Source organism: Herbiconiux daphne, from assembly GCF_024979295.1.
GTDB lineage: Bacteria > Actinomycetota > Actinomycetes > Actinomycetales > Microbacteriaceae > Herbiconiux > Herbiconiux daphnes.
In genome coordinates, this window is the sequence record NZ_JANLCJ010000004.1 from 179,398 (window position 1) to 194,342 (window position 14,945).

The window sequence follows — 14,945 nt, forward strand, 5'->3', positions numbered from 1 at the left end:
CATCCCCGATATCGGCGCACCGGTGGTGCTCGCCAGAATCGAACCATGTCCACAACGCCTCCCGCTCCCCCCGCCCCACGCCCGGTCGGTGCCTCGTTCTTCGGCTGGATCCGCAGCCTCGGCGTCACACGCCCCGACGGCGCCTGGATCGCCGGCGTCTGCGCCGGCGTCGCCGCCCGCACCGGCCTCGACCCCCTGCTCGTGCGCGGCATCGCGATCGTCGTCGCCGTGCTCGGCGGCCCCGTCTTTCTCGCCTACGCCGTGGGCTGGGCACTGCTGCCCGACGCCCGCGGCCACATCCACGCCGAGAGCGCGGTGAACGGGCGCTTCACCTACCCCATGATCTTCATCGGCATCGCCGCCGTGCTCACCTTCCTGCCGTTCACGCGGGGCATCTGGTTCGACGCGGTGCCGCAGCTGTGGGGCATGCCCGACTGGCTCGAGGGCACCCTGCGCACCCTCTGGGTGCTCGCCCTCATCGCCGGGGCGATCTGGCTCACGGTCGTGATCGCCCGGCGGGCCGCCCAGCACCCGGGCACGCCACCGGCCGCCGCGACCGCCGAGCCCTCATCGTTCCAAGCCGCCACGGCTCCGGATGCCGCCACCGGCGCGCACCCGGCGACCGACCCCCTGGCGCCCACCGCCGACCCCCTGGCACCCACCCCCGGTGCCGACGACACGTGGCTCGGCCCCGACGCCGGCCTCGGGGTCCGCCCGGACGCCGGCCCCGAGGCATCCGCACCACCCACCGCACCGTATGCTGCACCGCCCGCCGCACCGTTTGCTGCACCGCCCTGGACCCAGACCGACTGGCACCGCGAGCGCCACGAGCAGGCCCGGGAGCAAGCGCGGGCCCGCGCGGAGGCCTGGAAGGCCGCCCACCCTCAGCCCCGTGGTGCGGGGGCGGCGTTCTCGTCGGTCGTGCTCGGCATCGCCCTGATGGCGGCCGCCGTGGTGGGCATCGGCTACGGCGCGGTCGTGCCCGACGGCAAGCTCGTGCTCGTGATCTCGATCGCCGCCCTCGGCGTGATCGCGGCCGGGATCGTGATCGCCGGCATCCGGGGCCGCACGAGTGGCGGGCTGGGGCCGTTCGCGTTCCTGCTCGCGCTCGTGGTGCTCTTCACCGGGGTGCTGCCCGCGGGAACCGAGGTGCAGCCGTTCGGCACCCAGACCGTTCAGGTGAGTCAGGCGGTGGCCGACGGGCCCGACAGCTACCTGCTGATCGCCGGCAAGACCGTCGTCGACGCCGACGACCTCACCGCGCGATCGCCGGGCGGCACGGTCGACGTCTGGCTGGGCGCCGGCCAGACCGAGGTGCGCGTGCCGTCGGGCCTGCCGTTCCGGGTCGAGTCGCACGTGTTCGCCGGCACGGTCACCTCGACGCTGGGCACCGAGCGCAGCGGGGTCTTCGTCGACGACGACCGCCTCTTCACGGCCTCCGGGCCGGTGGCGGGATCATCGGCCGACTCGGCCGTCGACGACCTCACCCCGGCGCAGCTCGACCGGCTGCCGGTGATCCGCATCTGGCTGCTGGCCGGAACCGTCAGCATCGTGCCCGAGAACGACGAGAACGAGAGGTGACGACACCATGACCGACGACACCACCCCAGAGACCACGCCCACCGCCGTGCCCGCGGGCCCCGCACCCACCGCCACCCCCGCACCCACAGCCGCCGTGCCCGGGCCCCCCGCCCCGGCCAGGCCGCACCCGGCCCAGTTCGGCACCATCATCTGGGGCATCCTGCTGCTCGCCCTCTGCGGCTTCGTGGCCCTCAGCCAGTTCGGCCCCGGGCTCGACGCCGATCGTTACCTGTGGGCCTTCGTCGGCGTCATCGCCGCCGGGGTCGCCCTCGTCGCGGTGGGCATCGTGGCCGCCTTCCGGCGCTGACCCGGGCGCATGAAGGCGCAGCCACGACGCTTGGCGAAGCGGACAGCCGCGCCGGGCACAATGTGTCGCGCCCGACAAGACCGGGTGCGGTGCTGTTCCGTACGGTGTAATCCATCGTCACGAACCGTCGGATCTCGAAGGAGCACAGTGTTGGACACAATCGAGAGATTCCCGGATGAACCGTGCCAGACGCTGTTCGTCGGGGGGCGGGTCATCGATCCCGAGACCGGGCTCGACGGCATCCGGAACGTCGGTGTGCGAGACGGGGCGATCACCTACATCGGCCGCGAGCGACCGCCCGCTGACGACGTGGTCGATGTGACGGGCCTCGTGGTCTCGCCCGGGTTCATCGATCTGCACAGCCACGCCCAGTCGCCCACCGGTCTGCTGCTCCAGGCTCAGGACGGCGTGACCACCTCGCTCGACCTCGAGGCCGGCAGCCTGCCGATCGACCTGGTCTACGCCCGCGCGGAGTCAGAGGGACGACCGATCAACTTCGGCTTCTCGAGTTCGTGGGCCCTGGCGCGCATGGCCGTGCTCGACGGCGTCGAGCTGCCCGACGAGAGTTACGCCGACCCGCTGCCGAGCTCGGTGCACATCTTCGAAGACAACCAGACCAGGCCCCGCTGGAACTCGCTGGCGAGCGACTACGAGGTGGCCGCGATCCTCGACCGGGTCGAGCAGGGCGTGCACGAGGGCGGCATCGGCATCGGCGTGCTGCTCGGCTACTCGCCGGAGTCGGGGCGCGACGAGTACTACCGCACGGCGGTGCTCGCCGAGCGACTCGGGGTGCCCGCGTTCACGCACTCGCGGCAGATGTCGAACGTCGAGCCGGGGTCGTCGCTCGACGGCACCCTGGAGATCATCGCCGCCGCCGCCGGCACCGGTGCTGCGATGCACATCTGCCACATCAACAGCACGTCGCTGCAGCGCATCGACGACGTCTCCGCGGCCGTGGAATCCGCCCAGCGGCGAGGCAACCGCATCACCACCGAGGGCTACCCCTACGCGCGCTCGTCGACCGGCGTCGGCGCCGCCTTCTTCGAGCCCGACAAGCTCCATCGCATGGGCATCACCACCGAGTCGATCCAGTACCTCCCCACCGGCGAGCGCATCGCCGACGTCGATCGGCTCGTGCAACTGCGCGCCACCGATCCCGGCGGGCTCTGCATCATCGACTACCTCGACGCCGACGATCCGGCCCAGCTCGCGATGCTGCTGCGGGGGCTGACCCTCGAGGGCGGGGCGATCGCGTCGGACGCGATGCCGCTGATCCACGGAGCGCACCACCTCCACGACGAGTGGCCGGTGCCCGCAGGCGCGTCGACGCATCCGAGAAGCGCAGGATGCTTCGCCCGCACGTTCGGGTGGCTCGTGCGCGACCTCGGTGTCTTCTCGCTCAACGAAGCCATCCGCCGGGTCACCCTCATTCCCGCGACGATCATCGAAGAGGCCGCGCCGGCCATGCGCAAGAAGGGGCGGGTGCAGGTCGGAGCCGACGCCGATCTCACCATCTTCGACCCCGACACCATCTCCGATCTGGCGACCTTCGAGACGGTGAGCGCCTCGACGGGCTTCCGCCACGTGCTCGTCGGGGGTGTCTACGTCGTGCGGAACGGCGCGGTCGTTCCCGAGAGCCGCCCCGGCCGCGCCATCCGCAGTCACGTGCGCTGACGCCCGGTGGACGACCTTGACCTGCACGGCTCCGAGCCGCTGCTGACCGACCTGAGAACCCTCGTCGAGATCGAGTCGCCGAGCAGTGACCGCGCCGCGCTCGACCGCAGCGCCGACGCCGTCGCCGCGCTCGGAACCCGACTGCTCGGCGTGGCGCCCACGCGCCGCACCGTCGACGGCGTGCCCCTGCTCGAATGGCGGTTCGGCGACCGCGAGCGGCTTCTGCTGCTGGGCCACCACGACACCGTCTGGCCGCTCGGATCATGGCCCGACCTGTGGTCGTTCGACGGCGAGGTCGTGCGCGGGCCCGGCGCGTTCGACATGAAGGCCGGGGTCGTGCTGATGCTGCACGCCGTCGCCGGACTCGCCGAGCGCGATGGCATCGTCATCGTCGTCACGGGCGACGAGGAGACCGGCTCGGCCACGTCGCGCCCCACCATCGAGACTCTCGCCCGGGCGACCGGGGTGGTGCTCGTGACCGAGGCCGCCGCCCCGGGCGGGGCGCTGAAGACCGAGCGCAGCGGTGTCGCCCACTACGTCGTCGAAGCCCGGGGGCGCGCCGCGCACGCGGGCCTCGAACCCGAGAAGGGCATCAATGCCACGGTCGAGCTGGCCCACCAGGTGCTCGCTCTGCAGCAGCTCGGCGCGTGGCATCCGGATGCCACGGTCACGCCCACCCTGCTGACCTCCGGCGACTCGGCCAACACGGTGCCCGCGCTCGCGCGACTGCACGTCGACGTGCGCGCCCGCACGACCGCCGCGTTCGACGCGGTCGATTCCGCGGTGTCGGCCCTGCACGCGGTGCTGCCCGGCACCGGCCTGACGGTCACGCGCCGATTCGCCTCCCCGCCCTTGGAGGCGTCGTCGAGCGCCGCACTCTTCGCACTCGCGACCGCCGTGGCAGCGGAGTCGGGTCTCGCACCCGTGTCGAGTGCCGCGGTCGGCGGCGCCTCCGACGGCAACATCGCGGCGGGAACGGGCGCGGCGGTGCTCGACGGCCTCGGCGCGGTCGGCGGCGGCGCCCACGCGCGTGACGAGCACGTTCTGGCGAGCGAACTCGAACCACGGATGCTGCTGCTGCGCCGTTTGGCACAGGCCGTGCTCGACGGGCGCCTCGCGACGGGAGCGGCGCGATGAACGGGGGCTGGAGCGGAGGGTCGAGCGGAGCGTCGAGCGTGCAGCAGCACGACACGCGGACGGTCGTCGACGACGCCTGGCGCTCCGCCGCGGCGGCGGCGGACGCCTCCGGGGTGATGATCCGCACCGTCGAGACCGCGGCCGACTCGCACGTCGTGGCGCGGGTGCTGGCCGAGATCTGGCCCCAGCCGAACGGCGCGTCGCAGGTCGAGGCCAACCTCGTGCGCGCGCTGGCGTATGCCGGCAACTACATCTCGATCGCCTGGACCGCTGACGGAACGTCGGCCGTCGGCGCCTGCGTGGCATTCTTCGCGCCACCCGCCGAACGGCACATCCACTCACACATCGCCGGAGTCACGTCGGCCCACACGGGCCGGGGCATCGGCCGGGCGATGAAACTGCATCAGCGCGCCTGGAGCCTCGAACGCGATGTCGTCGACATGAGCTGGACCTTCGACCCCCTGATCGCGCGCAACGCCCACTTCAACCTGGTGCGCCTCGGGGCCGTGGTGACCGACTACCTGCCCGACTTCTACGGCGTGATGGCCGACCAGCGCAACAGCGGCCAGATGTCGGACCGGTTCGTGGTGACCTGGCCGCTCATGCAGCCGAACGTCGCCCGCACGGCGGCGGAACCGCATCCGCGTGCCCGCTCGACCTCCCCCGGGTTCGAGGTCGTGCGCGTCGTCGACGGCCGGCCGACTCTCGCCCCGGGGCTCGACTCGGCCCATGAGCGTCAGGGGCGCGCGGTGCTGCGCATCCCCGACGACTACGACGAGCTCCGCGTGCGCGACCCCGAGCGGGCCGCAGAGTGGCGCGCCGTGGTCAACGACGCCCTGCGGGCGACGATCGGCGCCACGACCTGGCGCATCACCGCATTCGACCGGAAGGCAGGCTACGTGATGGAGGCAGTCCGATGAAATTCACCGCATTCGAGCTCAGGCGGGTCGTGCTGCCGCTGGTGTCGCCGTTCACCACGTCGTTCGGCACGCAGCACCACCGCGAGGCCGTGATCCTGCGCGCCGTCGGCGCCGACGCCGAGGGCTGGGGCGAGTGCGTGGCGCTCGCCGACCCCGTCTACTCCCCCGAGTACACGGCCGGCGCCCACCAGATCCTCCGCAGCTACCTGCTGCCGCGCCTGCTCGCTGCCGGCGACGTCAGCGCGCTGCAGGTGGCGCCGCTCCTGCACGGCATCGTCGGACACCGCATGGCCAAGTCCGCCCTCGAGATGGCCGTGCTCGACGCCGAACTGCGAGCGGCCGACCAGTCGCTCGCCCGCTATCTCGGCGCCACGGTCGACCGGGTGCCCTCGGGCGTCTCGGTGGGCATCATGGACACTCTCGACGACCTCGTGAGCGCCGTCGGGGGATACCTCGAGGCCGGCTACCAGCGCATCAAGATCAAGATCAAGCCGGGCTGGGACATCGAGCCGGTGCGCGTGCTGCGCGAGGCGTTCGGCGACGGATTCGGGCTGCAGGTCGACGCGAACACCGCCTACACGCTAGGCGATGCCGCCCACCTGAGGCGGCTCGACGAATTCCGGCTGCTGCTCATGGAGCAGCCCCTCGGTGAAGAAGACATCCGGCAGCACGCCGAACTGGCGCGACTGGTCACCACCCCGATCTGCCTCGACGAGTCGATCGTCTCGGCCGAGGCCACCGCCGATGCCATCGCACTGCGGGCGGCATCCGTCATCAACATCAAGCCGGGGCGGGTCGGCGGCTACCTCGAAGCACGCCGCATCCACGACATCTGCCGCGCCAACGGCCTGCCGGTCTGGTGCGGCGGAATGCTCGAGACCGGGCTCGGCCGTGCGGCGAACGCCGCCCTGGCCGCCCTGCCGGGGTTCACCCTGCCCGGCGACATCTCGGCGTCGAACCGCTTCTACGCGACCGACATCACCGAGCCGATCGTGCTCGAAGACGGCTACATCCGGGTGCCCACGGGCTCCGGGATCGGTGTGACACCGATCCCGGAGCTCCTCGACGAGGTGACAACCGAGGTGGAGTGGATCACCGCCTGACGGCGATGCCGCCGGGTGGGCGGCTCACTCCCACCCGGCGAGGAGTCCGCTGCCGACGACCGGCGCGGTGCCGGCTTCGCCGGGCCACCAGTATTCGGTGAGCGCCCGGCCGACCACGCCGTTCAGAACAGCGCCCTCGGCCTCGGGCAGGAACGTGAGGTCGCGCGAACCCCGATTGGCGAGCGCGAAGGCGAACCCGCCACCGGCCGCGAACCGCACGATTCCGCTGTCGACCCGCACGCCGGAGATGAAGCCCGACTTCGAGGCCGACGAGACCTCCGGGGTCAGGCCGAGCTCAGCGGCGTAGGGCGAGACCAGCACGTAGCGCAGCGTCTGGTCGAGGTATTGCTGGGTGCCCATGATGCGCTCCGCGGTCTCGGAGACCCAGGGCGAGAAGGCTTCTCCCGCCGCGATGAGCGTGTTGAGCCGGCACATGTCGGCCGTCGACGACACCGCGAGGTTGCCGGCATCCGGCTCGATGATGTCGAAGTCGATGCGGTTGAGCAGACGGATGCCGGGCAGCCCGAGGTCGTCCATCGCCGCGTTCACCACGGCCACGCCGCCCAGCAGGTCGACGATCATGTTGGTCGCCGTGTTGTCGCTGACCGCGATCATCATGGTCGCGACATCCTCGACCGTGGGCTCGAGGCCGCCGGCGAACAGCTTGAGCACCCCGGAGCCGCCGACGCGGTCGTCGGCGTGCATGGTGAGGCGGGCGCCGAAGTCGACGTCACCGGCCTCCACCGCGCGCAGCAGGGCGACGAGGATGGGCTCCTTGATCACGCTGGCCGTCGGCAGCACGACCAATGGGTTGTAGGAGACGGTCTCTCCGGTGTCGAGGTTCTCGGCCTGGAGGCTGAACTCGCCGCTGAAACGGGAGGCGGCCGCCTCGATCCGGGACTGGATCGAGGCGGCCTGGTCGGCGGAGGTCACTCGACGCCGTCCACGTTGCCGACGAACTTCAGGAACGAGGTGTCCGCGAGGAACTCGTTGTCGGGCACGAGCGCCGGCAGCATGGTGACCGCCGTGGTGCCGTCGGGGTGGTAGTCGAGGTAGTCGTTCTTGTCGAGCACCTTCTGCGGCAGCGGCGTGACGTCGGCCGGAGGGGTGACACCCGCGGCGAGCGCCTCGGCCATCGCGGCCGCGTACTCGCCCCAGTACGAGACGAAGATGTCGCCTTCGGCCACCCAGCGCGGGTCGTTGGCGAGAGCGGTGATGCCGGTGGTGTCGCCACCGAGCCCGCCGATCATCAGCGTGTCGTCACCGCCGAGGCCGGCGTCTTCGAGGGCGCGGAGGGCACCGCTCGTGGAGTCGTTGTTGACGGTGTAGAGGATGACGTTGTTGCCCGCCGGGATGCTCGGGATGAGCCCCTGGATGGCGTCGAAGCTGGGCTGCAGGGTCGACTGGCCGTCGAACTGGATGGCGTTCGCGCCGATGGTGGTCGTGGTGGGGGTGATGTCGGAGACGTCGACCACCTCGAGGCCCAGGATGTCGGCGATGGTGCTGTAGAAGTAGCGCACGCAGTCGTTGACCTGCTCGCCCGCGGCCGCGTTCTGCCCGAGCAGGATGGTGGTGTTGCTGGCATCCCACCCCTTCTCCTTGGCGAGGTTGCCGATGATGGTGCCGGTCTCGATGCCGAGCTGCTTGTTGTCGATGTTGAGGAATGAGCAGGCCGGGGTGTCGATGTTGATCGACACGCACGGGATGCCGCCCTGCTCGAGCAGCTGCGACACGCCGTCGGTGGCCGCCGAGACGGGGTAGAGCGCGATGGCGTCGGGCTGCTCGTCGATCATCAGCTGCACGTTCTGCAGCATGGTGGCGGCGTCGCCGTCGTTGTCGTACCAGTTGATGTCGAGGCCCGACTCGTCGGTGTTGATGTCGTCGAGCGTGGTGTGGATGACGTTGAACAGCGGAACGCTCTCGGCGTAGTTGGCGAACGACAGCGTGAAGGCGCCGTCACCGGAGGCGGTCGACCCCGCCGAGCCCGACGAGCACCCGGTCAGGACCACGGTGGCGGTCGCCAGCGCGGCGCCGGCGATCAGGATCTTCTTCTTCATGGGACTTTTCCTCTCTCGGTGGTGCAGGGCGGTGGAGCGGGTGGGTCGGGAGCGGGTCACGTCGCCGTCACTTCTTGCGGCGGCGCAGCACGCGGAGCTGACTCAACCCGACCGCCAGCAGGAGCACGACTCCCGTGGCGATGGTCTGGTAGAACGAGGGCACGTGCAGGATGGCCATGCCGTTCGAGAGCACGCCGAGGATGAGCACGCCGATGAGCGTGCCGGGCACGCCGCCCACACCGCCGGTGAGCGCCGCGCCGCCGAGGATGACGGCCGTGATCGACTGCAGGTTGGAGTCGATCCCGGCCGTGCCCGATCCGGTCAGCAGCTGGCTCGCGAGCACCACGCCGGCGAGCGCGGCGAAGGCGGAGCACAGCACGTAGACCGAGGCGGTGATGGCGTTCACCCGCACCCCCGCCAGGCGCGCGGCCTCGCGGTTGCCGCCGACGGCATAGATGCGCCGGCCGTAGGAGGTGTAGCGCAGCACGACGAACAGCACCACCGAGAGCACGAGCAGCAGCCAGACGTGGTTGTTCACGTTGAGGAAGGTGCGGGCGGCCAGCACGCCGGCGTCGATGTCGTCGAACGGGATCTGCAGGCCGTTCGAGAGCGTGAGCGCCAACCCGCTCGTGATGGAGAGCATGCCGAGGGTCGCGATCATCGGGTTGATGCGGAAGCGCGTGATGATGATGCCGTTCACGAGCCCCGCGACCGAGCCGACGACGATCACGGCCAGCAGTGCGGGCAGCAGCGGCCAGCCGTCGTTGGTGAGGATGGCGTAGAGGATGCCGCCGAGGGGCACGACGCCGCTGACCGAGAGGTCGAAGCCGCCCGAGATGACGGTGAGCGCCTGGCCCAGCGACACCAGGCCGATCACGCTCGACACCGAGATGATCGTGAGCATGTTGTTGCCGGTGCCGAACCGGCCGTCGAGGCTCGCGAACACCAGCCAGATGGCCACGAGGAAGACGACGAGGATGATGAACTGCGACCCGCTGGCGCCGAGTGCACCGCGGATGCGCGACGGCACGGAGGGCGGCGCGGCCTTCGTCTCGGTGCCACCCGTCGGGCTGATGGTCGACGTCATTGCGTTCCTCCTGCGTGTTGTAGCGCTTCGGATTGGGAGCCGAGACCGGGCTTGCTGATCTCGTGCACGATGCGGCCCTGCCGCATGATGAGCAGGCGGTCGCTCAGGATGACGGCCTCCTCGATGTCGGAGGTGACGAGCAGTTCCGCCGCCCCCTGGTCGGCCAGCTCGCGGAGCAGGCGATGGATCTCGAGCCGCGCGCCGACATCCACGCCACGGGTGGGCTCGTGCAGCACGAGCACTCCCGCGTCGGCGGCGAGCCGCGAGCCGACGAGCACCTTCTGCTGGTTGCCGCCCGAGAGCTCGCCGACCGGCTGCGCGAGCGACTGGCTGCGCACCCGGGTGCGCTGGGCCAGATCGCTCGCCGTGCGGCGTTCGAGTGCGGCCCGGATCCAGCCGAACCGGGTGAGCCGTGAGAGCGTCGGCAACGAGAGGGCGTGGGTGATGGAGTTGAGCAGCACGAGACCCTGCGACTTGCGGTCGGCCGGCACGTAGGCGATGCCGGCCCGCTGCGCCTGGATGGGCGATCCGAGATCGCCGATCGGGCTGCCGAGCACCTCGGTGCCACCCGTGGTTCCCGGGTGCAGCCCGCCCAGCGTCTCGGCGATCGTCTCCGGCCCGGCCCCGCGCACGCCGTAGAGGCCCACGATCTCGCCCTTCTCGACCGTGAAGCTGACGTCGTCGAGCACCGGCGCCTCGGCACGGTTCCACCCGTTCACCACCAGGGCGTTCGGGGTGGGGCCGGTCTGCCGCTTGGGCACGACCACCTCATCGGCGGGCCGGCCGAGCATCGACGAGATCACCTCGCGCGGGGTGGTCTCGGCGATGGCCTGCGACTGCACGAGCGAGCCGCCGCGCAGCACGTGCACGGTGTCGCAGGAGCGGAACACCTCGTCGATGCGGTGGCTGATGTAGACCACGGCCACGCCGCGAGCGGCCAGCTGAGCCGTGAGGCCCAGGAGGTGGTCGCTGTCTTCGCTCTCGAGCGCGGCCGTCGGCTCGTCGAGCAGCACCACCCGCGACTGGCGCGCAAACGCCTTGAGAATCTCGACCAGCTGCTGCTGCACGAGCGGAATGGAGTCCATCGTCTCGCGCAGGGGCAGGTCGAATCCCAGCGCATCGGCATCGGCACGGGCCTGACGCAGGATGCCGCCGGGGCTCGTGAAGCCGAGGCGGCTCCGCGCCCGGCCGAGGCAGATGTTCTCGGCCACCGTGAGCCGGGGCACATAGACCAGCTCTTGTGGGATGAAGGCCACGCCGTGGTCGAGCGCCTCACGCGGGTTGGCGAACCGCACCCGCTCGCCGGCGACGGTCAGCTCGCCCTCGTCTTGACCGATCGACCCCGCGATGATCTTGGCGAGGGTCGACTTGCCGGCTCCGTTCTCGCCGAGCAGTGCCGCCGTCTCGCCCGGCATCACCTCGAAGCTCACCTCGTCGAGCACCCGGTTTCGACCGTAGCTCTTGCCGATGGCGGCGACGGAGAGGGCGGGGGCGGCCATGAGATCCTCACGATCGGGTGGTCGGGAACGCCGGCGAAGGCCGACTCACCCCACGGTAGAGATCGGTGCATCCGGCAACCATGGCGAGGAAGCCAACGTTGCCCAGCCGCACTTGGGAGTTCGCACACGTGGCGCGCCCCACGGGCCCGGGAATGTTTCGTCGCTGTTTCGCGCCCCCGATTCGGCGGCGCGATCGTCACATGGCGAGCAGTCGGAGCTGCAGCATGGCGTTGAACCGGGCGTCCGGATCGTTGACGTCGAGGCCCGTCATCTCCGCGATGCGGCGCAGCCGGTAGCGGCAGGTGTTGGGATGCAGATGCAGCACGGCGGCGGTCTTGGCGATGTCGCCGAACGCCGAGAGGAACGCGTCGAGGGTCTTCGCGAAATCGGTGTCGTTCTCGTCGTCGAACGCGATCAGTTCGGGAACGGGGCCGACCAGCTGGTCTTTGCGCGCAGAGATGCGTTCGTGCACCTCGAGCAGCAGCACGTCCATCTGCACGTCCTCCGACCTGACGGCCCGAGGCCCCGCCCACCTGGCCGACGAGCGCACGAGCTGCATGGTTCGATCGGCTTCCCGGCGGGAGGTCTCGATGTCGGCGACATCCCGAACCACCGAACCGAGGGTCACCACCACCGCATCCTTGGCCATGCGGTCGACGAACCGCTGCGCCACCTGCTGGGTGTAGGCGCTGCGGCTCTCGGGCTCGGCGCGCAGGTGCAGCACGCCGTAGACGGTTCCCCCGACGGTGCCGGCGACCGACCCCGGATGCACCGCCGAGAGGTGCAGGGCGAGCGCGTGCGCGATGCGCGATTGCCGGGCGACCGACTCGGCCTGATGGTCGCGATCGTCGCTCTCACCCGGCACGAGCTCCACCGCGAGCACGCAGAACGAGCCGGAGTCGAGCTGGTGCTGGCGAGCCACGGAGCGAGCGGATGCCCCGCCCGCCAGCAAACCGGTGAGCACCGCTCGACGTGCTCGCCTCTCGGCGTCGAACTCCGCACGGCCGTGCATCAGCTGCAGGGCGACCAGTCGGGCCGCCTCGACGAACGAGCGCTCCTGGGCGCCGGTGAGGGGTTCGTCGACGACCGCCCAGAGCGAGCCGAGCACTTCGTTGCCCGCCGCGACGCGCACGATCGCGCGCGGGTGCACGCCGTCGCCGATGCTGTCGAGGTGCACCACCTCGTCGGCCGCGTAGACCGACTTGAACAGACCGTTGCTGCGGAACGACTCGACGTAGTTCTCAGGAACCTGCTTCGCGAGAACCGAGCGCTTGCGCGCGTCGTCGGCGCGGCCCTGGTCGTCGGAGTAGGCCACGATGTGCGAGTTGAGGTCTTCGATCGTGATCGGGGCGTCGAGCAGTTGCGACACCGCGTTCGCGATCTCGAAGAGGTATTCGGTGTCGATCCGGCCCGAGGCTCCTGCCTCGTCGGCGCCTGCGGGAGCGTGCACGGCGAGGATGTTGGCGAAGGCCGTGGCCACCTGCACCCAGCCGACTCCGCGGCTCAGGCCGAAGACGGCGATGCCGGTCTCGGCCACGGCGTCGGCCACGTCGGCGTCGAAGCCCACGGGTTCGCGCAGCACGAGGGCGACCGCCGAGCCCTCCGACAGCACTTCGAGCAGGTCGATGATCGCGGCGGGCCCGGAAATACCGGCCCCCAGCACGATCGCGCCCTCGAGTGACGTCGGCGGGTCGAACGGGTCGAGCAGCACCACGGCGCTGACCGCGGCATCCGGATCGACACGCCCGTAGGCGACGTCGAGCACCGTGGAACCCACCTCGGTGAGCAGGCCGCCCAGCGAGACGGTCGGCCGCATCGACTCGTCGATGCTCAGGGGCTCCATGGGTCTACGCTACCCGGACGAAAGGCACGCGTTCGCCGGCGCGCACCATCTAGGTGCGCTCGGCGCGCTCGCGCGTGGTGCGCTCGCCCTCCACCTTCAGCTTGCCGCTGCTCACCGCCGAGAGCGGGTTGGTGATGGCCTCGAGAGGCTTGCGTTCGGCGTTGACCCCGAAGATGAACGCCACGATGCCGCCCGCCACCATCAGTAGGCCGGCGCCGATGTAGCCGATGGTGATCGGCCCCCGGTCTTCGCCCTCGCCGATGAGCGTCGCGAACAGCAGCGGGGCCACGGAGCCGACGATCTGACCGATCGAGAAGAAGTACGAGATGACCTGCGACCGCATCTCGAGGGGGAAGAGCTCGCTCACCGTGAGGTAGGCCGACGACGCCCCCGCGCTGGCGAAGAAGAACGAGACGCACCAGAACACGGTCTGGGTGGTGGCGTTCAGCACGTCGGCCTGGAACAGGAAGCCCGAGATGGTGAGGATGATGCCCGCGAGTCCGTAGGTGGCGAGGATCATCTTGCGCCGCCCGATGGTGTCGAACAGGTGCCCGAGCACGAGCGGGCCGAGCAGGTTGCCGATGGCGAACGGGAAGAAGAAGTACTGCACCGCGTCGTTCTCGACGCCGTAGAAGTTCTGCAGGGCGAGCGCGTAGGTGAAGAAGATGGCGTTGTAGAGGAACGACTGCGTGATCATCATCGTGAGCCCGACCACCGTGCGGTTCGGGTAGTCGCGGATGAGCACGCTGGCGATCTTCTTGAACGGGAGCCGGTCGAGCGGCTGCACCTCGATGGCCTGGTCGTCGGGCACCGGGTCGAGCTTCTTGCCGGATTCCTTCTCGACCCGGGCCTCGATGTCGTCGACCGTCTTCTCGGCGACGTCCTCCTTGCCGTGGGTCATCAGCCAGCGCGGGCTCTCGGGGATGTGCCGGCGCATGTAGATCATCACGAGACCGAGCACCGGGCCGATGAAGAAGGCCAGGCGCCATCCGATGTTCTCGGCGAAGTTGTCGGGGTTGAGGAAGAACAGGTTCGCCACCGATCCGAGGGCGGCGCCGCCCCAGTAGGTGCCGTTGATGGCGATGTCGACGCGACCGCGGTAGTGGCTCGGGATGAGCTCGTCGATCGCGGAGTTGATGGCCGCGTACTCGCCGCCGATGCCGAGACCCGCGATGAACCGCATCGCGAAGAGGAACTCCATGTTGGGCGAGAATCCGGCCGCCGCCGACCCGACGAGGTAGATGGCGAGCGTGATGATGAACAGCTTCTTGCGGCCGAACTTGTCGCTCAGGCGGCCGAAGACCAGGGCGCCGACCACCTGGCCGACGAGGTAGATGGTGCCGGCGAGGCCCACCTGCTGGGAGTCCATGCCGAGCGACTCCTGGAAGCCGTTCGAGGCGATGATCTGGATCTCGAGTCCGTCGAGAATCCACGAGACCCCGAGCCCGAACACGACCATCCAGTGGAATCTCGTCCACGGCAGCCTGTCCATGCGGGCGGGCACCAGGCTCCGCACGCTCTTCACCTTCGGCGAGCCACCCGCCGCATCCGTCTTCTCTGACACGTCGCACCTCCGTTTCGCCGGTCGTTCATCGAGCGGATGCGGGCGACGCCGGCGGCGCGACCGAACGTACGCCGGTGTGAACGATTCCGCACGGGTGCGCCTGCTCGATGTCTGAGAACAGCCCCGTGAACGATGCCTTCCTCGGTCTGTTGATGTTCGTGATTTGGTATTCG

The 14,945-nt window shown here is 70.2% G+C and carries 12 protein-coding genes; 6 read left to right on the plus strand and 6 right to left on the minus strand.

All coding sequences use genetic code 11. From position 1 onward, the window contains the following. Positions 1-45 precede the first annotated feature (45 nt). The 6 genes from N1032_RS12140 (at position 46) to menC (ending at position 6,722) form a co-directional block, all read left to right on the plus strand. Positions 46-1,581: a PspC domain-containing protein gene (locus N1032_RS12140; protein ID WP_259539352.1), complete on the plus strand. Its 1,536-nt coding sequence runs from the start codon at positions 46-48 to the stop codon at positions 1,579-1,581. Between the two features lie 7 nt (positions 1,582-1,588). Then, on the plus strand, positions 1,589-1,888 hold the full coding sequence (locus N1032_RS12145; RefSeq protein WP_259539353.1) for a hypothetical protein: 300 nt from the start codon (positions 1,589-1,591) through the stop codon (positions 1,886-1,888). A 147-nt stretch (positions 1,889-2,035) separates the two neighbouring features. Then, entirely contained in the window at positions 2,036-3,562 is a 1,527-nt protein-coding gene (locus N1032_RS12150; RefSeq protein WP_259539354.1) for an amidohydrolase family protein, read from the plus strand. Between the two features lie 6 nt (positions 3,563-3,568). Then, positions 3,569-4,699, plus strand: coding sequence for a M20/M25/M40 family metallo-hydrolase (locus tag N1032_RS12155; RefSeq protein WP_259539355.1), 1,131 nt, complete (start codon positions 3,569-3,571; stop codon positions 4,697-4,699). Further along, positions 4,696-5,619: a hypothetical protein gene (locus N1032_RS12160; protein ID WP_259539356.1), complete on the plus strand. Its 924-nt coding sequence runs from the start codon at positions 4,696-4,698 to the stop codon at positions 5,617-5,619. Before N1032_RS12155 ends, N1032_RS12160 begins: the two co-directional genes overlap by 4 nt. Further along, entirely contained in the window at positions 5,616-6,722 is a 1,107-nt protein-coding gene (gene menC, locus N1032_RS12165) for an o-succinylbenzoate synthase (protein ID WP_259539357.1), read from the plus strand. The genes N1032_RS12160 and menC overlap by 4 nt, the downstream gene beginning before the upstream one ends. A 24-nt stretch (positions 6,723-6,746) precedes the next feature. Here menC and N1032_RS12170 read toward each other — a convergent pair whose 3' ends face one another. The 6 genes from N1032_RS12170 to N1032_RS12195 form a co-directional block, all read right to left on the minus strand. Next, complete coding sequence (locus tag N1032_RS12170; RefSeq protein WP_259539358.1) at positions 6,747-7,655, minus strand: serine hydrolase; 909 nt, start codon at positions 7,653-7,655, stop codon at positions 6,747-6,749. Continuing rightward, a complete protein-coding gene (locus tag N1032_RS12175; protein WP_259539359.1) occupies positions 7,652-8,779 on the minus strand; it encodes a sugar ABC transporter substrate-binding protein in 1,128 nt (375 codons plus the stop codon). Before N1032_RS12175 ends, N1032_RS12170 begins: the two co-directional genes overlap by 4 nt. A 67-nt stretch (positions 8,780-8,846) precedes the next feature. Then, positions 8,847-9,866, minus strand: coding sequence for an ABC transporter permease (locus tag N1032_RS12180; RefSeq protein WP_259539360.1), 1,020 nt, complete (start codon positions 9,864-9,866; stop codon positions 8,847-8,849). Then, positions 9,863-11,365 (minus strand): sugar ABC transporter ATP-binding protein, encoded by a 1,503-nt coding sequence (locus tag N1032_RS12185; RefSeq protein ID WP_259539361.1) that lies wholly within the window; start codon positions 11,363-11,365, stop codon positions 9,863-9,865. The genes N1032_RS12180 and N1032_RS12185 overlap by 4 nt, the downstream gene beginning before the upstream one ends. A 196-nt stretch (positions 11,366-11,561) precedes the next feature. Next, the gene (locus tag N1032_RS12190) at positions 11,562-13,208 is read right to left on the minus strand and encodes a PucR family transcriptional regulator (protein ID WP_259539362.1); all 1,647 of its coding nucleotides are present in this window, start codon (positions 13,206-13,208) and stop codon (positions 11,562-11,564) included. Positions 13,209-13,257: 49 nt separating this feature from the next. Further along, entirely contained in the window at positions 13,258-14,772 is a 1,515-nt protein-coding gene (locus N1032_RS12195) for an MFS transporter (protein ID WP_310795945.1), read from the minus strand. Between the last annotated feature and the right edge of the window lie 173 nt (positions 14,773-14,945).